This window comes from Empedobacter sp. UBA1574 (genome assembly GCF_002322895.1).
Taxonomy (GTDB): Bacteria; Bacteroidota; Bacteroidia; order Flavobacteriales; family Weeksellaceae; genus Empedobacter; species Empedobacter falsenii_B.
In genome coordinates this window covers 66,000-87,017 of sequence record NZ_DCOI01000012.1, presented here as the reverse complement: position 1 = coordinate 87,017, position 21,018 = coordinate 66,000, and the positions used below count along the sequence as shown (strand labels likewise).

23 protein-coding genes are annotated in these 21,018 nt (G+C 31.2%); 20 read left to right on the top strand and 3 right to left on the bottom strand.

Annotated elements, in window-relative coordinates:
* Positions 1-112 precede the first annotated feature (112 nt).
* Complete coding sequence (locus tag B3578_RS02880; protein WP_286496118.1) at positions 113-1,696, bottom strand: ABC transporter substrate-binding protein; 1,584 nt, start codon at positions 1,694-1,696, stop codon at positions 113-115.
* 59 nt (positions 1,697-1,755) lie between these two features.
* On the opposite strand from B3578_RS02880, the gene mtaB reads away from it, so the two are divergent.
* The 4 genes from mtaB to B3578_RS02860 all read left to right on the top strand — a co-directional run bounded on the left by mtaB (position 1,756) and on the right by B3578_RS02860 (position 5,628).
* Positions 1,756-3,093, top strand: a complete 1,338-nt coding sequence (gene mtaB, locus B3578_RS02875; protein WP_038332401.1) for a tRNA (N(6)-L-threonylcarbamoyladenosine(37)-C(2))-methylthiotransferase MtaB — start codon at positions 1,756-1,758, stop codon at positions 3,091-3,093.
* A gap of 111 nt (positions 3,094-3,204) precedes the next feature.
* Positions 3,205-3,735, top strand: coding sequence for a DUF4136 domain-containing protein (locus B3578_RS02870; protein WP_114999525.1), 531 nt, complete (start codon positions 3,205-3,207; stop codon positions 3,733-3,735).
* 105 nt (positions 3,736-3,840) lie between these two features.
* On the top strand, positions 3,841-4,443 hold the full coding sequence (locus tag B3578_RS02865; RefSeq protein ID WP_114999523.1) for a porin family protein: 603 nt from the start codon (positions 3,841-3,843) through the stop codon (positions 4,441-4,443).
* A 54-nt stretch (positions 4,444-4,497) separates the two neighbouring features.
* Entirely contained in the window at positions 4,498-5,628 is a 1,131-nt protein-coding gene (locus B3578_RS02860; protein WP_291046930.1) for a carboxypeptidase-like regulatory domain-containing protein, read from the top strand.
* A gap of 10 nt (positions 5,629-5,638) precedes the next feature.
* Here B3578_RS02860 and B3578_RS02855 read toward each other — a convergent pair whose 3' ends face one another.
* Positions 5,639-6,505, bottom strand: a complete 867-nt coding sequence (locus B3578_RS02855) for a cupin-like domain-containing protein (protein ID WP_291046928.1) — start codon at positions 6,503-6,505, stop codon at positions 5,639-5,641.
* A gap of 84 nt (positions 6,506-6,589) precedes the next feature.
* Positions 6,590-7,831 (bottom strand): NAD(P)/FAD-dependent oxidoreductase, encoded by a 1,242-nt coding sequence (locus tag B3578_RS02850; RefSeq protein ID WP_291046926.1) that lies wholly within the window; start codon positions 7,829-7,831, stop codon positions 6,590-6,592.
* 88 nt (positions 7,832-7,919) lie between these two features.
* On the opposite strand from B3578_RS02850, the gene B3578_RS02845 reads away from it, so the two are divergent.
* Genes B3578_RS02845 through B3578_RS02770 form a run of 16 tightly spaced genes read left to right on the top strand, consistent with a single transcriptional unit; the run spans position 7,920 to position 20,995 of the window.
* Complete coding sequence (locus B3578_RS02845; protein WP_038332296.1) at positions 7,920-9,434, top strand: HAL/PAL/TAL family ammonia-lyase; 1,515 nt, start codon at positions 7,920-7,922, stop codon at positions 9,432-9,434.
* Positions 9,435-9,437: 3 nt separating this feature from the next.
* Positions 9,438-10,169, top strand: a complete 732-nt coding sequence (gene fabG / locus B3578_RS02840; RefSeq protein ID WP_291046923.1) for a 3-oxoacyl-ACP reductase FabG — start codon at positions 9,438-9,440, stop codon at positions 10,167-10,169.
* Between the two features lie 5 nt (positions 10,170-10,174).
* Positions 10,175-11,401, top strand: coding sequence for a beta-ketoacyl-[acyl-carrier-protein] synthase family protein (locus B3578_RS02835; RefSeq protein WP_291046922.1), 1,227 nt, complete (start codon positions 10,175-10,177; stop codon positions 11,399-11,401).
* Between the two features lies 1 nt (position 11,402).
* Positions 11,403-11,651, top strand: coding sequence for an acyl carrier protein (locus B3578_RS02830; protein WP_038332291.1), 249 nt, complete (start codon positions 11,403-11,405; stop codon positions 11,649-11,651).
* Between the two features lie 5 nt (positions 11,652-11,656).
* Positions 11,657-12,526: a lipid A biosynthesis acyltransferase gene (locus tag B3578_RS02825; protein ID WP_291046920.1), complete on the top strand. Its 870-nt coding sequence runs from the start codon at positions 11,657-11,659 to the stop codon at positions 12,524-12,526.
* A gap of 50 nt (positions 12,527-12,576) precedes the next feature.
* A complete protein-coding gene (locus B3578_RS02820; protein ID WP_291046919.1) occupies positions 12,577-13,488 on the top strand; it encodes a dialkylrecorsinol condensing enzyme DarA in 912 nt (303 codons plus the stop codon).
* 1 nt (position 13,489) lies between these two features.
* Positions 13,490-14,629 carry a beta-ketoacyl-ACP synthase III gene (locus B3578_RS02815; RefSeq protein WP_291046918.1) on the top strand — a complete coding sequence of 380 codons (1,140 nt, stop codon included), beginning with the start codon at positions 13,490-13,492 and terminating at the stop codon, positions 14,627-14,629.
* Between the two features lie 3 nt (positions 14,630-14,632).
* Entirely contained in the window at positions 14,633-15,073 is a 441-nt protein-coding gene (locus B3578_RS02810) for a hypothetical protein (protein ID WP_291046916.1), read from the top strand.
* Between the two features lie 4 nt (positions 15,074-15,077).
* Positions 15,078-15,533: a hypothetical protein gene (locus B3578_RS02805; RefSeq protein WP_038332459.1), complete on the top strand. Its 456-nt coding sequence runs from the start codon at positions 15,078-15,080 to the stop codon at positions 15,531-15,533.
* A complete protein-coding gene (locus tag B3578_RS02800; protein WP_291046912.1) occupies positions 15,530-15,934 on the top strand; it encodes a hypothetical protein in 405 nt (134 codons plus the stop codon). The genes B3578_RS02805 and B3578_RS02800 overlap by 4 nt, the downstream gene beginning before the upstream one ends.
* The gene (locus B3578_RS02795; RefSeq protein WP_291046910.1) at positions 15,918-16,919 is read left to right on the top strand and encodes a BtrH N-terminal domain-containing protein; all 1,002 of its coding nucleotides are present in this window, start codon (positions 15,918-15,920) and stop codon (positions 16,917-16,919) included. Before B3578_RS02800 ends, B3578_RS02795 begins: the two co-directional genes overlap by 17 nt.
* A 6-nt stretch (positions 16,920-16,925) precedes the next feature.
* The gene (locus B3578_RS02790) at positions 16,926-17,651 is read left to right on the top strand and encodes an ABC transporter ATP-binding protein (RefSeq protein WP_135834995.1); all 726 of its coding nucleotides are present in this window, start codon (positions 16,926-16,928) and stop codon (positions 17,649-17,651) included.
* Position 17,652: 1 nt separating this feature from the next.
* Positions 17,653-18,930 (top strand): ABC transporter permease, encoded by a 1,278-nt coding sequence (locus tag B3578_RS02785; protein WP_291046907.1) that lies wholly within the window; start codon positions 17,653-17,655, stop codon positions 18,928-18,930.
* On the top strand, positions 18,905-19,342 hold the full coding sequence (locus tag B3578_RS02780) for an acyl-CoA thioesterase (RefSeq protein ID WP_221854827.1): 438 nt from the start codon (positions 18,905-18,907) through the stop codon (positions 19,340-19,342). Before B3578_RS02785 ends, B3578_RS02780 begins: the two co-directional genes overlap by 26 nt.
* A complete protein-coding gene (locus B3578_RS02775) occupies positions 19,315-20,463 on the top strand; it encodes a beta-ketoacyl-[acyl-carrier-protein] synthase family protein (RefSeq protein WP_291046904.1) in 1,149 nt (382 codons plus the stop codon). Before B3578_RS02780 ends, B3578_RS02775 begins: the two co-directional genes overlap by 28 nt.
* On the top strand, positions 20,456-20,995 hold the full coding sequence (locus tag B3578_RS02770) for a 3-oxoacyl-ACP synthase (RefSeq protein WP_286495637.1): 540 nt from the start codon (positions 20,456-20,458) through the stop codon (positions 20,993-20,995). The genes B3578_RS02775 and B3578_RS02770 overlap by 8 nt, the downstream gene beginning before the upstream one ends.
* The last annotated feature ends 23 nt before the right edge of the window (positions 20,996-21,018 follow it).

Genomic DNA, 21,018 nt, shown 5'->3' with positions numbered 1-21,018 from the left:
AAAACCCATTATTTCAAATAAGTTAACAATTATCTAATGTCGTGAAATAAAATGAAATATTATTTAGATTTTTTTAAAAGATGTTCAAACTTTTTGAGAAATGTCAAAAGAATTATTCTTTGTAAACTCTCGTTAAATCCAATAATTTGATTGGTCCCATCGAAAAATTCTTAACTTTTTTATTCAAAAATAACGTTGTTTGATCATAAAATAATGGCAAAATTGGAGCGTTTTGCATCATCAATGCATCCATTTTTTGATAAATTTTGGCACGTTCGTCTAGATTATTGGTCAAAAATGCTTGTTCGTACATTTTATCAAATTCACCATTTTTGTAATGTGAATAATTTGGACCTTCTGGCGCAAAGTTTTTCGAATAATATAAAGACAAAAAGTTTTCGGCATCTGGATAATCTGCTCCCCAATTTGCGCGGAACAACGTAAATTTTCCCGTTGCTTTTCCATCGCGCATCGTTGGTCCAGGTACAACATTCACTTTTATTGGTAAGCCTAATTTTGCCATTTCTGCCGCAATATATTCACAAACATCTACATATTCTTGCACAGTTGTCAGCTCGATTGGTACAATTTTTTCGTTCGTTTTTTTATAGCTATTGATTAGTTCACGTGCTTTTTCGGGAGAATATTTGTAACCACTTTCTGGCGAATAACCTGGTAAACCTTTCGGAATGAAACCTCCATCTGCTTCAAAAGCTTGACCTTTCATCATATATTTGATGATTTTGTTTTTATCAACTCCATAATTTAATGCTTGACGCAATTTCAAATCAACTGCATTGGGCGCATCAAGATAAAAACATAAATAAACGGTACTTAAATAAGGAACTTTTTGAATCGTTAAAATATTTGAATATTTTGGATTCAAATCTCCGATTGGATTTAAAATTTCATCTTTATAAGAAGGATCCAAATCTGCCATCATATCCAAATTACCTTTGATTAATTCTAAAAATTCTGAATTTTTCTCTGGTAAAAATGATAAATTAACCGCTTCTAAATATGGTAAACGTTGTCCTTTTTCATCAAACTCGAAATACTTTGGATTTTTTCTAAAAACCATTTTCACATTATCTTCCCAAATCTTAAATTGAAAAGGGCCTGTACCAATTGGATGTTTCAAGAATTCATCGTTTCCATTTTTGAATAATTCTTTCGGAACAACCGAAGCATATTTCATCGAAATTAATCCCAAAAATGCAGGATAAGCCTCTTTTAATTTAATTTCAAAAAGTGTATCATTTATCGCTTTATATGAATCAATATTATTCATAATCCAACCTCCAGAACCTCCAGCTTTCGGATCTTTTAAACGATTAAAACTATACTCGAAATCTGAAGCCGTTACAATTCGAGTCGAATCTTTTCCGAAAGCTTCATGTTTATGAAAAAAAACATCATTTCTCAAAGTAAAAGAATACGTTTTTCCATCTTCAGAAATTGTCCAAGATTTTGCAATATCTGGCTGAATTTCTAGTTCGTTATCAATCTTCACTAAACTATTGTACATTAAATTGCATGCCCAATTATTGGCTTGTGTACGTGCATTGATAGGATCTAAAGAAGAAATATTATCGTAACGATTTAATTTAAATACTTTGTTTTCATCGATTTCAATTTTCTTAGAACACGAAAATATTGAAACGAATAACATAATGTAGATAAAGTATTTAGTCATTTTGAATAGCTGATTTATTTATGTTTCAAAACTATGGATAATTTCTTAAATTTGCAGCTATGAATAATCAAACTAAAACAGTTGCATTTCATACATTGGGATGTAAACTTAATTTTTCTGAAACTTCGACGATCGCAAGAAACTTGAAAGATAATGGATATCAGAAGGTTGAGTTTACAGATTCTGCGAATGTGTACGTGATAAATACATGTTCGGTAACCGCAAATGCAGACAAAGAGTGCAGAACGATTGTGAAAAATGCAATGAAAGCAAATCCAGAAGGTTTTGTTGTCGTTGTAGGTTGTTATGCGCAGTTGAAACCGCAAGAAATTGCGGAAATGGAAGGTGTTGATTTGGTTTTAGGAGCTGCAGAAAAATTTAATATTGCTGAATATTTAGACGATATCAATAAAAAAGAAGAAACAATTGTACATTCTTGTGAGATTGAAGAAGCCGATTTTTACGTTGGTTCATACTCAATCGGTGATCGTACGCGTGCTTTTTTGAAAGTGCAAGATGGTTGCGACTACAAATGTACGTATTGTACAATTCCTTTGGCTCGTGGAATTTCGCGTTCAGATACAGTAGAAAATGTTATCAAAAATGCGAATGAAATTGCACAAAAAGGAATCAAAGAAATTGTATTAACGGGTGTAAATATTGGTGATTACGGTAAAGGTGAATTCGGGAATAAAAAACACGAACATACTTTCTTGGAATTGGTACAAGAATTAGATCAAGTTGATGCGATAGAACGAATCAGAATTTCTTCGATTGAACCAAATTTATTAAAAAATGAAACAATTGATTTTGTTTCAAAAAGTAATCGATTTGTTCCGCATTTCCATATTCCATTACAATCTGGTAGCGATGAGATTTTGAAGAAAATGAAACGTCGTTATTTATCTAATCTTTATTTAGATCGTGTAACAAAAATTCGCGAAGTGATGCCAAATGCGTGTATTGGTGTAGATGTAATTGTTGGTTTTCCAGGAGAAACAGAAGAATTGTTTATGGAAACATATAATTTCTTAAACGAATTACCAATTAGCTATTTACATGTATTTACTTATTCGGAGCGTGATAATACAGAAGCGATCGAATTTGAAGGAGTTGTAGATCAAGGAGAACGTAAACGTCGTAATAAAATGTTACGAATTTTATCAGAGAAAAAACGTCAAGCTTTTTATCAGTCTCAATTAAATTCTACTCAAAAAGTGCTTTGGGAACATGATAATAAAGACGGGAAAATGTTTGGTTTTACAGAAAATTATGTAAAAGTTCAGACAGATTTTAATCCTGAATTAGTCAACGAAACGCAAATTGTAGATTTGGTTAGAATCAATCACAATGGAATTGTTGAAGTGAAAATTCAAGAGTTAGAATTAGCAAAATAAAATTGTAAATATTAGTTAAAAAGAAGTTCATGTATTTTGAGCTTCTTTTTTTTTTGATTTACCTTTACATTTAGGAATAATAATTGTAGTTTTAAATAAAAAATCAAGGTCATGAAAATTATACACTTTACTTTTATAATTTTGTTGTCATTATTTGTAACAAGCTGTGGAACAGTTCAAGTAAGTACAGATTACGACAGATCAACAAATTTTGCTTCATATAAAACTTATACTTTTCACCAAAAAGGATTAGATAAGTTAAAGGTTAACGATTTGGATAAGAATCGACTAATTAAAGCAATTGATGCACAAATGGCTACAAAAGGATTTACAAAAGTAAGTTCTGATGCAGACTTAGTTATTAATTTATTGACAAGTTCTAAAGAACAAGTTTCTGTAAATAATAACAATTGGGGCTACGGTCCTTATGGTTACTATGGCGGATATTACGGCGGAAATAGCGTTTCTTCTTATCAAGCAGGAACAATTGTAATAGACATTATTGATGATAAACGTAATATATTGGTTTGGCAAGGTGTTGGTTCTGATCTTAATTTGAGTAATATCAGTGCTAAAGCGGAAAGAATCCCGAAAGCAATTGAAGAAATTCTTGCTAAATTTCCTCCTCAACCAAAAAAATAAATTTTCGAAAATAATATAGAAAGTTCTTCATTTGGAGAGCTTTTTTTATGAAATGAAGTTTGTATTAAAAAAAGCTTTAATTTTGTTAAAATTATACAATAACTTATGAAAAATTTAAAAACCAATCTATTAAGTTTATTTCTTTTAAGTTTATCTACTTTTTCTTTTGCTCAAATCGAATTTGGAGTTAAAGGAGGTGTTGGACTTAGTAACACAACTATTGTTCATGGAGTTTCTAAAGAGAGAGTTGGATTTTTAGTTGGAGGAGTTGCAAAATATCAATTAACTACTCGAAACGAAAATCATTATTTACAAGCTGAAGTTTTATATACTACTCAAGGTGAATATTCGTTATATAAAGAAGGTGGAGAGAAATACAAAGCTTTCTTAAATTATATCAATATTCCAATTATGTATAAATACTATTTTGATGATCAAGGAAAAGATTTCTTCGTTGAAGGTGGTCCTCAATTAGGTTTCAAAGTATCAGAAAAATTTGATGAAAATGAACCTGAAAGAGAAAATAATGTTCCAAAATCGTTTGATTTAGCTTTTAATATCGGTGGAGGTTATTCTATTGATAGAAAATACGAAATTAATTTACGCTATCAATATGGTTTAATAGATACTTACGACTATAAACGTTGGGATAATGGAACAAATCGTTCATCATTTTTAACTTTAGGAATTACATATTTCTTCAAATAAATTCAAAACCGCTTTATAGCGGTTTTTTTATTATCTTGTTTTAAAATTTAGTCAATGAATTTTAAACAAATTATTATTTTAGGTTTTTTCTTAATTAGTAGTAATCTATTTGCACAAAATACAATTAAAGGAAAAGTGATTGATGAAAAATCGCTTCCAATTATTAATGCTGAAATCTATGTCGATAATTCTACGATTAAATCAAAAACGAACGAAAAAGGTGAATTTGAACTAAGTCTTCCTAATGGACAATATAACTTAATTGTTCGTGCAAGTTTGTTTGAAAATTATATTTTGAATGTTAATACAAATCAAATTACATTTTATAAAGTAGTTTTAGAACCTGAAGTGGTAGCGTTGCAAGAAACAGTTGTTCAAGCAATATCTAAAGAAGATTGGTTGTATTATTATCAGACTTTTTTGAAATTGTTTTTGGGAAGTAATGAAGCTGCAAAAAAATGCAAAATAGAAAATTCGAAAGACTTAAGGTTTAAATATGATAAAAATACACGACAATTATCTGCTACTTCTAGAAATCCTTTAATCATTACAAACAATTACTTAGGTTATAAAATCGAGTATGACTTGGTTGATTTTAATGTTGATTTTAAGTCAAATTATGTCTTAACTCTTGGAACAGCACTTTTTACTGAGTTAAAATCATCAGCTTCTAAAGAAAAAAAATGGCAAGAAAATCGTCGTAAATCTTATTTAGGAAGTATTACTCATTTTATGAAAGCAGTTTATGAGAATAAAATTGAGGAAGAAGGATATGATATAAAACGATTGATTCGCAAGGATAATCCTGAATACATAAAATTTAAAGAAGAAACTTTGTTAGGAGGTAGAATTGAAGGTAAAGTTCCTCCAAAAATAATTACTTACTTAGTTAATCAAAAAGTTCCATATGATAGTTTGAAAATCGTTGATAATAATGATCAGTATCTTAATTTTAAAGGATTATATTCAGTTGAATATAAAAATGAAAAAGAGGATTTGGACTATGCAAAACAGAATGGTGCAAAATATATTTCGAACCAACTTTCTATTTTCGCTATAAAAAGCGATTTATTAAAAATTGAAGAAAATGGTACATATTACCATCCTGCTAATTTGGTTGTTGAAGGATATTGGAGCTGGGAAAAAATAGCAAACATGGTTCCTATGGATTATAAAATTGAGTAATATTTAAAACCTATTTCTTAATTCCATAATAACGATGGCTTTTCTTTATTGCCCATTTTTCTTTAAAATGAATCCATTTTAGTTGAAAAATCTTGCGCATCAATTTATCGGTATAGCGCATAATAAATACATGATAAATGGTATTCATCACTTGAAAAAACTCATTAGGAAAGGCGCGTAAAGACATTGAAAATCCTGCTTCTAAATAACGATTATAATGCCAATAACCGCGTGGGATAAATAAAGCATCGCCATGATTCATGACAAAATCAAAACCTTTTGCGTATTTCAAAGCTGGGAATTTTTCGTAATCAGGATGATCATAATCAATTTCGTAAATTGTATGTACAGAAAGTGGAACTTTATATAAAGCTTTGGATTGTTTTGGATCAAACAACAAAATTCGTTTATCACCTTGGAACTGAAAATGAATGAAATCCGTCATATCGACATCATAATGCATCAAAACTTTGGCTTCACTTCCTCCAAAAAACAATGTTGGTAAACGTTCAAAATATTTTAAACCTAGATCAGGATAAGTGAAATTTTTGAGTAATTCGGGAATTTTATCTTTGATGATAAAGAAAAAAATTCTCAAATCAGAGGGCTCTTTTTTGATCAAATCTACATATTCATTAAACTTCATATGTGTAGCAGGAGTGTCCGAACTTTTGTTAGCATCAGCAGGTTTGCTATCGTATAAAGGTACAATTTGTTCTCCAGCTTTTTCTTTGATATAATCGAGATTCCATTTGTCAAAATCTTTCCAATTCTTCGCATAACCTTTCAATAACAAAGGTTTCCTTTTTTTGAGATAATTTTTGATGAAATCTTCTTTCGAAATTGATTCAACTGTATCAATAGTCTGAAATTGCATGCGTTTTAAAGTATTGGATTACTCAAAAATAGAGAATCTATCTGAATTAAAAACAAAAAAGCCAACATATTGTTGACTTTTCATTTATTCTGTTTCTTTAACCATTCGAATCAGATACGCCATATTCCGAATTACACTATTGTGTTTTTTTACAAATGGATTTTCTTTGTTCCAAACGTATCCCGCTAAAACAGCACAAATTTTTTCTTTGACATCAGGATTTTCAGGTTGATGGAAAAATAATTCTTGCAAATTTCCTGTGTACCATTCTTGCACATAAGTGGTGAAAACATCGATACCTTCTTTCATATAATCTTCGTAATCTGTCTGCCAGTCTACTTTTTCGCCATTCATTTCTTTAATAGCAAGCTTAGCAGCTTTCAAACCACTTTCTGTTGCGAAACAAACACCAGAAGAGAAGACAGGGTCTAAAAACTCGGTACTATTTCCTGTCAAAACATAACCATCTCCAAACATTTTAGTCACCGCAGCGGAATAATTTTTTAACCAAATTGGGTTAAATTCAAATGGTAAATTACCAAAACGATTGACGTAAAAATCGGATTTTTGAATTGCATTTTGCAAAGCTTCTGTTGTATCTTGATTGGTTGATAATTGATTGATATAATCTGTTGGGCCAACGATCCCTACACTTGTTTTTCCATTCGAAAAAGGAATTACCCACAACCAAACTTTCGTTTCAATAATATCAAAAGAAATCTGCGTTCTTTCTTGACCTTCAGGGCGACGAACATCATTAATATGTGTGAAAATTGCTGAATGTGGATTTAGTTTTGATGGACTATCAATATTTAATAATCGTGGTAAAACGCGTCCATATCCACTCGCATCAATCAAAAATTTTGCATTGATTTGATACGTTTCTCCATTTTGTTTTTTTACAGTTGTAATCGATTTTTTTCCTTCAAATTGAACATCAATTACTTCTTCATTAAAACGCAAATCTGCACCTTTGTCTATAATTGCATCAGCTAAAGTCATGTCGAAATCAGCACGCGGAACTTGCCAAGTCCAATCTTGTCCTTTCCCAAACTTTTTACTGAAATCGAAAATACAAATTTGTTCGCCTCGAATAAATCTCGCACCAGGTTTTACTTCGAAATTTTGTTTCTCTAAATAAGGTAACAATCCAGCTTCTTCAAAATGATCCATAGAGCGAGGGATCAAACTTTCACCAACAACAATTCTGGGAAATTGAGTTTTTTCTAAAACAATAACTTTAATGTTTTTTTCTCTTAAATAGGCTGCTGCAACCGATCCCGAAGGTCCTGCACCAATGATTAAAACATCTGTATTTTCAATCATGACTTTTTGTATAGTTTTTTAATTATTTTTGCAACTGATTGAGGGAGTAAATAACCAAAATCGATAAATCTTTTACCTAATCAATAACATGACAAAATTAACAATTGACACTATAGAAAACATACTTTTTGAGAATAAAAAATTATTGCTTGATAAATCAACATTTGATCGTGTGGAGAATAGTTTTAAATTTTTAAAAGAATTTTCAAAAAATAAAATAATTTACGGCGTAAATACAGGTTTTGGACCAATGGCACAATATCGTATTGAAGATGAAAATACAATTCAGCTTCAATATAATCTAATCAGAAGTCATTGTACAGGAATTGGAGAACCGTTGACGTTAGACCAAACAAAAGCTGCGGTTATTGCACGTTTTAATACGCTTTCGTTGGGATATTCTGGGATTCATCCTTCAGTTTTAGTATTGATGCAAGAATTAGTAAACCGTGATATTTTACCTGTCATTTATCAACATGGAAGCGTTGGTGCTAGTGGAGATCTGGTTCAATTGGCGCATTTGGCTTTGACATTAATTGGAGAAGGAGAAGTTTTTTATAAAGGAGAAATCAAATCGACGAAAGAAGTGTTTGAACTTGAAAATCTTCAACCAATAGAAGTTCATATTCGCGAAGGTTTATCAATTATGAACGGAACTTCGGTAATGACGGGAATTGGAATGGTAAATTTGATTAAAGTTAATCAATTAATTAATCTTTCGATTACGTTAAGCTCGATGATGAATGAAATTGTACAATCTTTTGATGATCATTATTCAAAACCGTTGAACGAGGCTAAACAACATGTTGGTCAACGTTATGTGGCGAATAAAATGACCGATTTTTTGAATGATAGCAAATTAGTCAAAAAACGTGCAGACGAATTATATCAAGAACGTACTGAGAAAATTTTTGAAGAAAAAGTACAAGAATATTATTCGTTGCGTTGTGTTCCTCAGATTTTAGGACCAATTTATGATACTTGGAATGCCGCGAAAGAAGTACTAGAAAATGAAATAAATTCGGCGAGTGATAATCCAATTATCGATGTTGAAAATCAAACTGTTCATCATGGAGGAAATTTTCATGGCGATTATGTTTCATTAGAATTGGATAAATTAAAATTGGCTGTTACGCGTCTATCAATGCTAAGTGAACGTCAATTAAACTATTTAGTCAATCCAAAAATCAATAATATTTTACCACCTTTTGTCAATTTAGGAACGCTTGGTTTTAATTTCGGTTTGCAAGCTGCTCAATTTACGGCGACTTCTACAACAGCTGAAAATCAAACACTTTCTACGTCAATGTATGTGCATAGTATTCCAAACAACAATGATAATCAAGATATTGTGAGTATGGGAACAAATGCGGCTACGATTTGTGCAAAAGTGATTGATAATACGTTCGAAGTGTTGACGGTTCAGAGTATGGCTGTAACGCAAGCGATAGAATTTCTACAAATACAAGATAAATTATCTTCGAAAGGGAAAGCATTTTATGATTCGATTCGTAAAATTGTTCCTGTATTTAAAGAAGATGAGGTGATTTATCCTTATCTTAAGGAAGTTAAAAAATATTTACTAAATAATAAAGTAAACTAAAGCATGAAATGTGCAATTGTAACAGGTGGTTCTCGTGGAATTGGAAAAGCAATTTGTTTGAAAATTGCCGAAGAACATGATTATCATCTTTTGATAAATTATAATTCGAATGAAGCTGCTGCGTTAGAGACTTTGAAAGAAGTTGAAGCATTAGGAGGAACAGGAGAAATTTTAAAATTTGATGTGGCTGATGCAAATCAAACGCAACAAGTTTTAACCGAATGGACAGAGAAAAATACAGATGCAATTGTAGAAGTTATTGTAAACAATGCAGGTATTACGAAAGACAATTTGTTTATGTGGATTTCTCAAGAAGATTGGTCAAATGTGATTAATACAAGCTTGAATGGTTTTTACAACGTAACTCATTTCTTTATTAATCCATTATTGAGAAATAGATTCGGAAGAATTGTTAATATAGTTTCTGTTTCTGGTTTGAAAGGAACGCCAGGACAAACAAACTATTCTGCTGCAAAAGCTGCTGTGATAGGTGCTACGAAAGCATTGGCACAAGAAATAGCAAAACGTAATGTAACTGTGAATGCTGTTGCACCAGGTTTTATCGAAACGGATATGACAGATGAATTGGATCAACAAGAATTAAAGAAGTTGATTCCAGCAAATCGTTTTGGAAAAGCCGAAGAAGTTGCTGATTTGGTAAGCTTTTTGGTTTCTAAAAAATCGAGTTATATCACAGGAGAGGTTATTAATATAAATGGAGGAATTTATTCTTAGATAAAATGAGTCAAAGAGTAGTAATAACAGGAATGGGCATCTATTCTTGCTTAGGAACATCATTAGAAGAGGTAACAGAATCTTTGCGTCAAGGAAAATCAGGAATTATTTTTGATGAAGTACGCAAAGAATTTGGCTTTAAATCAGCTTTGACGGGAACTGTTCCAGTACCAGATTTGAAACCTTTTTTGAATCGTCGACAACGAATTACAATTGGTCAAGAAACAGAGTTCGCTTATATGGCAACTTTAGAAGCGTTGAAAAATGCTAATTTGACGGAAGAGTATATCAAGACTAACGAGGTTGGAATTATATATGGAAACGATAGTGTTTCAAAAGCAATTATTGATGCAATAGATATTGTTCGTGAGAAAAAAGATACTGAATTAATTGGTTCTGGAGCGATTTTCAAGTCAATGAATTCTACTGTAACCATGAATCTTGCAACAATTTTTGAGTTGACTGGAATTAGTTTTACGATTAGTGCAGCTTGTGCAAGTGGTTCGCATTCGATTGGATTAGGTTATATGATGATCAAAGATGGTCTGCAAGATATGATTATTTGTGGAGGAGCACAGGAGATTAATAAGTATGCAATGGCAAGTTTTGATGGTTTGGGTGTTTTTTCCGAAAATGAAGCAAATCCTACACAAGCTTGTCGTCCTTTCGATAAAAATCGTGATGGATTGGTGCCGAGTGGAGGTGGAGCAACATTGATTTTAGAAAGCTATGAATCCGCAGTAAAACGTGGTGCGCCAATTATTGCTGAGGTTTTGGGTTATGGTTTTTCGTCGAATGGTGGACATATTTCTACGCCAAATGTAGATGGGCCAGCAATTGCAATGAATAGAGCGTTGAAACAAGCAAAAATTTCTGCTGATGAAATTCAATATATCAATGCACATGCGACTTCTACGCCAGTTGGTGATGCGAACGAAGCAAAAGCGATTGACCAAGTTTTTGGAAAAACGAAACCTTTTGTAAGTTCTACAAAATCGATGACGGGACACGAATGTTGGATGGCAGGAGCAAGTGAGATTATTTATTCTAACTTAATGATGATGAATAACTTTATTGCACCAAATATTAATTTCGAAGAAGCAGACGAAGATTCAGTTAAATTAAACATTGTTAAAGAAACCTTAAATAAAGAATTTGATGTATATTTGTCGAATTCTTTTGGATTTGGTGGAACGAATTCTGCCTTAGTAATTAAAAAATTTAACTCCTAATATGGTGAAAAGTAAAATCGCTGAAAAATTAAATGCTATCTTAATTGATGAATTTGAAGTTGATCCTTCTGTGATTTCAGAGGAAAAAAATATTAAAGAATCTTTAGATTTAGATAGTTTGGACTATGTTGATTTAGTGGTAATCATTGAATCTAATTTCGGTGTGAAATTAATTAAAGAAGATTTTCAAAATATGATAACTTTTGAAGATTTCTATGCAATTGTAGAACAAAAGTTAGAGAATAAATAACAGATATGAAACAATGGGATGGTCGTTCTAAAGGAACGGTCCTGGGATACAAAATATTTGTCAACGTTATGAAAAAGCTCGGAATTAAGGCTGCTTACTCAGTCTTAATTTTTGTAGCTTTTTATTATTTTATAACGGCTTATAGCAGTAACAAATCTATTTACGAATACTTTCGTTATCGATTAAATTTTTCGGTTTTCAAATCAATTTTAAGTGTTTACAAAAGTTACTATACTTTTGGACAAGCCTTGATTGATAAAACAGCGATTAATGCAGGTTTACGTAACAAATATTCGTACGAATTTGATGGAATAGAATTATTAAGAAATCTATTGAATCAAAAACAAGGCGGAATCTTAATAAGTGCACATGTTGGTAATTTCGAAGTTGCTGAACATTTTTTTGCAGATATTGACTTTGATTGTCAAATTAATTTGGTTACAACAGATTTAGAACGAAATGTTATCAAAGAATATTTAGAAAGTATTTCGAAGAAACCTTCGGTAAAGTTTATCTTGATTCAAGAAGATTTATCTCATATTTTCGAAATAAATAATGCGCTTAGTCGAAACGAATTAATTTGTTTTACAGGAGATCGTTATTTCGAGGGAAATAAAACGATGTCTGAAGTGCTCCTTGGAAAACAAGCTAATTTTCCTGCAGGACCATTTTCTATTGCTTCTCGCTTGAAAGTGCCCGTTGCTTTTGTGTATGTAATGAAGGAAAAAAATCTACACTATCACTTATATGCGCGTCAAGCAAATTTCAAACATCGTGATGCAAATGCACTTTTGAAAGAGTTTTGCGTCAATCTAGAAACCATTGTAAAAAAATATCCTTATCAATGGTTTAATTATTTCGATTTTTGGATGTAAATTAGCCCACAATATGAATTTTCAAACCACTAAAAAACCTAAACTTTTACATGAAATGCAACGTATTAGTTGTTTATTACTCTCAGTCAGGACAGTTAAATGAGATTGTCGATCAAACAACATATGATTTAGTTCAAAATCAAGATATTAATTTAACGAAATACAAGATAGAAATGGAAGAGGAATTTCCTTTTCCGTGGGATTTCTATTCTTTTTTCAATGCTTTTCCAGATAGTTTTCTTCAAAAAGAAAAGAAGATTAAACCAATTCCGACAGAAATCTTGAATCAGAAATATGATTTGATTTTACTGTATTATCAAGTTTGGTTTTTATCGCCATCTATTCCAATCAATTCGTTTTTAAAGGATAAACAAACACAACAACTTTTAGAAAATTCTAAAATAATTACAATTAGTGGTTCGCGAAATATGTGGTTCTTGGCACAAGAAAAAATCAAAACAATCTTGAAAGAACACAAAGCAAAATTAGTTGGAAACATTGCATTGGTTGATCACACGCCAAATTTAGTAAGTGCCATGACAATTGTAAATTGGATGTTTTCGGGCGTTAAAAAACGAATGTTCAATTTGTTGCCTTTGCCAGGGATTAGTGAAAAAACTATTCAGGAAAGTAGAAGATTTGGTAAAATTATTCTAAATTCAATCCAAAATAATAATTACTCTAATCTACAAGAAAACTTAATTCAATCTGGAGCCGTTGAGGTAAAACCTTTTTTAGTTTCTGTGGATACAAAAGGAAATCGAATGTTTAAAGTTTGGTCTAAAATTATTGATTCTAAACAAGGTAAACAGCGAGAAAAGTATTTGAAATTCTTTTATTATTATTTAATTTTAGCTATTTGGATAATATCTCCACTAGTAAATTTGTTATATATTATATTTTATCCGTTCAACTATTTTAAATACAAAAAACAGGTAAAATATTTTCAAGGAATAGAATAATATGCAAAATGTATATATAACGAAAACGTCGAAGTTTTTGCCAAATCAACCAATTTCGAATGATGAAATGGAAGATTTTTTAGGAAAAATTAATCAAATTCCTTCAAAAGCTCGAAGAATCGTTTTAAGAAATAATGGAATCAAAACGCGTTATTACGCTCTCGATAAAACTGGAAATGTCACACATTCTAATGCAGAATTGACGAGTAATGCAATTACAAATTTATTTGATGCACAGTTTACAAAAAATGAGATAGAAGTGTTGTCGTGTGGGACTTCAACGCCAGATTTGTTGTTGCCTTCTCATGCCGCGATGGTACATGGTTTATTGCAAAATAATGTTTCGGTGGAGTTAAATTCTTCTTCGGGAGTTTGTAATTCGGGAATGAATGCGTTGAAATTTGGCTATCTTTCGGTGAAGTCAGGTAATTCTAAAAATGCAGTTTGTTCAGGATCTGAGCGAGTTTCGACATGGATGAAAGCAGAAAAATTTGAGCATGAAGTTGAGAATTTGAAAGAATTAGAAGAACAACCAATTATAGCATTCAAAAAAGATTTTTTGCGTTGGATGTTATCAGATGGTGCTGCAGCTTTTTTATTGCAAAATCAACCAAACGAAGATTCTATTTCGCTTAAAATAGAGTGGATGGAATCTTATTCTTACGCGCACGAATTGGAGACGTGTATGTATGCCGGAGGCGATAAATTATCGAATGGAGAAATGAAACCTTGGAGCGATTTTTCTTCGGAAGAATGGTTAAAAGAATCCGTTTTTTCATTGAAACAAGATGTCAAAATTCTGAATGATAATATTTTGATAAAAGGCGTAGAAAGCATGAAAGCTGCAATGGATAAACATCAACTATCGTCAAATGAAATTGATTATTTGTTGCCGCATGTGTCGTCAAATTATTTTGTTCAAGGTTTATATGACGAATTTTGTAAGAAAGACATTCATATTCCGTTAGAGAAATGGTTTATGAATTTAAGCAAAGTTGGAAATGTGGGTTCAGCGTCTGTTTTTTTGATGCTTGACGAACTTTTTCAAGACGGAAACCTTAAAAAAGGAGATCGTATTATGCTTTGCGTACCAGAAAGTGGACGTTTTTCGTATTCGTACGCTTATTTAACAGTCGTTTAAAAAATGAATAAAATACAATTACCCAATCATTCGATAGAATTTATCAAACAATTGATTCCACAACGTGAACCAATTATTATGGTAGATGCTATTTTTGAATATGAAGAGGGAAAAGTTGTTGGAGGTTTAACAGTCAAAAACGAATCGATTTTTGTCGAAAATAATCAATTGAAAGAATCTGGAATATTAGAACATATGGCTCAAACAGTAGCTTTATATACAGGTTATCAATTTTATATTCGAAATGAATCGGCTCCAACTGGATATATTGGCTCGATGAAATCAATAGAGATTAATCGTTTGCCAAAAGTGAATGAAAATTTAACAACAACAGCAACTATTTTGCACGAAGTAATGGGAGTGACTTTGGTTTCGATTGAAACAAAGATAGAAGGAGAAGTAATTGCAAAAGGAGAGATGAAAACAGTGATTGCAGAAACATAATTTTATGAAAGTAAATCAGCAAATTGATATTCAACAATTTCTTCCACATCGTGAACCAATGCTTTTTGTAGACACGATTTCTTGGATTGAGAAAACCTATGTTGAAGCTTTATTTACGATAAAATCGGATCAATTATTTATTCAGAACGAATATTTTACTGAAGTCGGTTTATTGGAAAATATGGCGCAAGTTTGTTCGACAATTATTGGACAAAATTATTTTATCAATTTTTCTGATGTACACAAAGGCGATGTAATCGGCTTTATTAGCACGATCAAACAAGCTGAAATTATGCAATTGCCAAAAGTTAATCAAACCATTACAACAAAAGCAATGTTGTTAGAAGTTTTCGATTACGATGAATTTACAATTAGTCTGATGCAAGCAAAAGTTATCTTGAATGACGAAATAATTGCGACAGCTACAATGAATTTGATGCTTCAAAACCATAAAAAATGAAACAATCAGAAGTACCACAAGATAAAGGACATCTCAAGGATTTCAATGAAGTTTATTACGCAATTGATGACCGAGGAGAATTTTCTCAGACATTGAGTGCGGGTTGGGAAGCGAAAAATATTGTTCAGTCCGAAACTTTAAAAATTTTGGATGAACGCATAGAGGAAGCAAGACAAAAAGTAATGGATGGAAAAGCAAGTCCAATTTTATATTTCATGGAATTGAAACGTATGGATTGGGAAATTTTGTCTAATTATGTCGGAATTTGGAAGATTTTTGTCAAAAGACATGCAAAACCAACTGTTTTCTCAAAATTAAAAGAATCAACACTAAAAAAATATGCCGAAGCTTTTGAAATTTCGGTTGATGAATTAAAAAACTTTGATGGAAACCATAACTGATTTTAAACATTTTCAATCAGCACATTGCGAAAATGGAGTTGCCTCCAACTTATTAAAAAATAAAGGAATTGATATTTCAGAACCGATGATTTTTGGGATTGGTTCTGGTCTTTTTTTTGTGTTTTTACCTTTCTTAAAAGTTAATCATGCGCCTGCGATTAGTTATCGTCCAATGCCAGGAATGATTTTTAATCGTGCAGCAAAAAATCTTGGTATAAAGGTTAAACGTCATAAATTTCGTTCTACAAAATCAGCTCAGACTTTCTTAGATGAACAACTTTTGGCCAATCGACCTTGCGGTTTACAGGTTGGTGTCTACAATTTGACATACTTTCCTGAAGAATATAAATTTCATTTTAATGGACATAATTTAGTTGTTTTCGGAAAGCAAGATCAAACGTATTTAATCAGTGATCCTGTGATGCAAGAAACGACAAAATTAACTGAAAATGAGTTAGAAAAAGTTCGTTTTTCGAAAGGAGTTTTAGCGCCAAAAGGACATTTATATTATCCTGAATTTATTCCAGAAAATATAGATTTTGAGAAAGCAATCAAAAAAGGGATTAAGAAAACGTGTCGTGAAATGTTAGCACCAGTTCCGATTGTTGGTGTTCGTGGAATTAGAATGGTAGCGAAACGAATCAAAAAAATGCCCAAGAAGATTGGGAATGCAAAGACAAATTATTTTTTGGCGCAAATGATTCGAATGCAAGAAGAAATTGGAACTGGTGGTGGTGGTTTTCGATATATTTATGCTGCTTTTTTACAAGAAGCTTCACAAAAATTGAATCAACCAAATTTGAATGATTTTGCTATAGAAATATCTGAAATAGGAGATAAATGGCGAGATTTTGCTCTAAATGCATCAAGAGTTTATAAAAAAAGAAATAATGCGCAAGATATTTACGATGTGATTTCGAATCAATTGTTGGAATTAGCAGATTTGGAAGAATCGTTTTTTAAACGTTTAAGAAAAGCAATTTAGCCACAGATGATTGAAATTGAAAAATTATATAAAAAATATAAAAATTCTGATGTTTTTGCGTTAGAAGATTTTTCTTTGACGATAAAACAGAACGAAATTCACGGTTTACTTGGTCCAAATGGAGCAGGGAAAACAACCTTGATGTCGATACTTTCTGGATTGATTAAACCAACTTCTGGTAATGTTGTGATTCAGAATTTAAATCAAAAAACGGATTTAAAAAAGATTCAGAAAATCATTGGAATTGTTCCACAAGAATATGCTTTGTATCCAACTTTGACGGCGAGAGAAAATTTAGAATTTTTTGGAAAAATTTATAAAGTTCCTTCAAAAGAATTACACGAAAAGATTCAGCTTTTGACTGAAAAAGTAGGAATGAGTAAGTTTTTGGATAAAAAAATTGATTCTTTTTCGGGCGGAATGAAACGTCGCATTAATTTATTGGCAGGAATTCTTCATCAGCCAGAAATTCTCTTTTTAGATGAACCAACCGTTGGCGTTGATATTCAATCAAAAATTGCGTTATTGGATTATTTACAAGAATTACATCAGCAAGGAATGTCGATCGTTTATACATCTCATCATATGGCAGAAGCCGAAGATTTTTGTACACAAGTTACAATTATGAATCAAGGAAAATCGATTGTAACAGCCGAACCGAAAGAATTAATCAAGCAAGTGAATGCGTATAATTTGGAGGAAGCTTTTGTTAATCTAACTAAATTATCGTGATATGTTGAGCCAACTTTTAGCATGTATTAAGAAAGAAATTTTATTACTCATTCGCGATATAGGCGGATTAGTAATTCTTTTTATTATGCCTTTGATTTTGGTTATTACGGTGACTAAAATTCAGAAAAGTACCTACGATTCTTTTGCCGAAGCGAGTATTCCTGTTCTATTTATTGATCATGATCAAGATAGTATTTCCGCAATTGTAAAAAAATATATTTCACATTCAGGAAATTTAAAAATTGTAACTGAATTAAATGGAAAAAAATTAACGGAAGATAAACTGAAATCCGAAGTTTTTAAAGGTAAATACCAAGTCGGAATTGTAATTCCTGCGAAATTATCAAAGGATTTAAATTATAAAATCAATCAAAATGTTGAGAAAATTCTGAACGAATTTGCTTTTGATAGCACGCAAGTGAAATATAATCAACAGGTCAATCCAAAAACGATTAAATTATACTTTGATCCCGCAACTTCGCTTGCTTTTAAAGAAAATGTATCGAATGTTTTGGATAAATTAATTACAGATACTGAGAATAAAAGTATTTATAAAGCATTTCAACAAGAAATGGGATCAAATGATTTAGGATTTCAAAATGAGAAGTTTATTCATTTTCAAGAGATTGTTCCTGAGGATTCTAAATCAGTTTTGAAACCAAATGTTACACAACATAATGTGCCAGCATGGACATTATTTGCGATATTTTTTATCGTAGTGCCGCTGTCAATCAATATTGTAAAAGAGAAAAGTTTAGGCACACATATTCGATTATTAACAAGTCCAATGCCTTATTCTGTTCAAATTATCGGAAAAACCATCACGTATTTAATCATAAGTTTACTACAATTTACTATGATTTTATGTGTCGCTAAATTAGTTTTTCCATTGATTGATTTACCAGGTTTCAAAACGGATGGTATATTATTTTCGATTTACGGATTAACTGTATTCGCTTCTTTAGCAGCAATTGGATTAGGACTTTTAATAGGTACAATTGCGAAAACCCAAGAACAATCTGCACCTTTTGGAGCGACTTTAGTCGTTATTTTAGCTGCAATTGGTGGTGTTTGGATTCCAGTTTTTGCGATGTCAGATTTTATGCAACATTTTGCGAAAATATCACCGATGAATTGGGCACTCGATGGCTATTATAGTTTAATTCTGCGAAATCAATCTTTTCTTCAGATTGTTCCGAATATTATTTTGTTAACTTTGTTCTATATTATTACCTTGTTTGCCGCTATATATTATGATAAGTTCAGAAGAGAAGATTAAAACATTAGTACATAATTCCAATTTCGCAGTACGATTCAATGAAACCGATCCGTTGGGAATCGTGTGGCATGGGAATTATATTACGTATTTTGAAGATGGAAGGGAAGCTTTTGGACGTCATTTTGGGATTAGTTATTTGGATATTCAAAAAAGCGGATTTGTAACACCAATCATTAAGTCGGTTTGTGAACATAAATTTCCATTGAAATATGGCGATAAATGTAGAGTAGAAACAACTTTTGAAGATACTTTGGCTGCTAAAATGATATACAGATTCAAGATTTTCAATCAAGATGAAAAATTGGTTTGTATTGGAGAAACGACTCAAGTTTTTTTAGACAACGAAGGAGATTTAATGTTAACATTGCCACCATTTTTTGAAGAATGGAAGAAAAAAGTAGGATTGTTGTAATGGAAAAAGTTTACATTAATCGTGCAAATATTTTAACGCCTTTCGGAAATTCAATTGAAACAAATTGGAATGAATTGTTGAAAGGAAATTCGGCTGTTTCTAAAATTGATTCATTTGGTCATTTAAAGAATTTTTATGCTGGGAAAATTGAGGATGATATTTTCTTAAATTTAAAAAATGAACTAAAAGATAATCAACATTATACACGATTAGAAATAATTGGTATTTCAGCTCTTCAATCTATTATTGAAAAATCAAAAATTTCACAACGAACTGCTTTTGTACTTTCAACTACAAAAGGAAATATTGATCAACTTTCTGATTCTTTAGAAAAAGTTTCAATTCCAAATTTTGCAAAGAAAATTGCAGATTATTTTGGATTTAAAACTGAACCAATTATCATTTCAAATGCTTGTGTTTCTGGAGTTTTAGCAGTTAATGTTGCAAAACGTTTCATTGAAATTGATGAGTTTGATGATGCATATGTTTTGGCTTTGGATGAGTTGACAGATTTTGTTTTGACAGGTTTCAATTCTTTTCAAGCAATGGATTTTGAATTATGTAAACCATTTGACAAAGATAGAAAAGGTGTTAATTTAGGCGAAGCTGCGGCTTGTGTTTATCTTTCAAAAAGTCAAGAAGAAAATAGTTTTCAGATTTTGGGTGAATCTTCAATTAACGATGCAAATCATATTTCTGGACCATCTCGAACGGGTGAAGGTTTGGTCTTGAGTATAGAAGTCGCGATGAAAGAAGCCAATATTTCATCAAATGAAATTGATTATATTTCGGCACATGGAACGGCGACATTGTATAACGATGAAATGGAAGCAATTGCTTTTAATCGTTTACAAATGGATAAAACTCCGACAAATAGTTTAAAAGCTTTTTATGGACATACATTGGGCGCTTCTGGATTGTTGGAATTAATTATTGCGATGAAGCAAGCTGAAGAAAATTTAGTTTTGAAAAGTCATAATTTTAGTGAAATAGGAACTTCAGTTCCATTAAATATTTTGAATGAAAATCTTCAAAAAGAAGTCAATATTATCTTGAAAACTTCATCTGGTTTTGGAGGAAGTAATGCTGTAATTATTCTAAAAAAAGTTCAGAATGACTAAAGTTGAGATTAAAAACGAACAAGTTTGGTTGAATGATGAACTTCATTTTGAAGATTCTTCAGGAGATTTTGGTATATTTTCGAAAAATTTCTTCAAATCTTTCGAAATTGATTATCCAAAATTTTATAAAATGGATTATCAAAGTAAATTAGCTTTTTTAGCTGCCGAAATTTTGTTGAAAGATGAGAATACTTTAAATGAAAATCAAGATATTGCATTGGTTTTTGCAAATCGAAATTCGAGTTTAGAATCAGATTTGAAACATCAACAAAGTATTCAATCTACTGATGAAATTTTTCCAAGTCCTGCTGTTTTTGTTTATACATTAGCAAATATTTGTTTAGGTGAAGTAAGTATTCGTCATGGATTGAAGACAGAAAATGCTTTTTTTATTTCGAAAAATTTTAATGAAGAACAATTAAAAAAATATGCGAATTATTTAATTCGAAAAAACAAAGCAAAGAAAGTTGTTTTGGCTTGGGTAGATTATTTACAAGGTGATTACGAAGCGAAAATGTACTTAATAGATTAAAAACAATATTAGTTTACAATAAA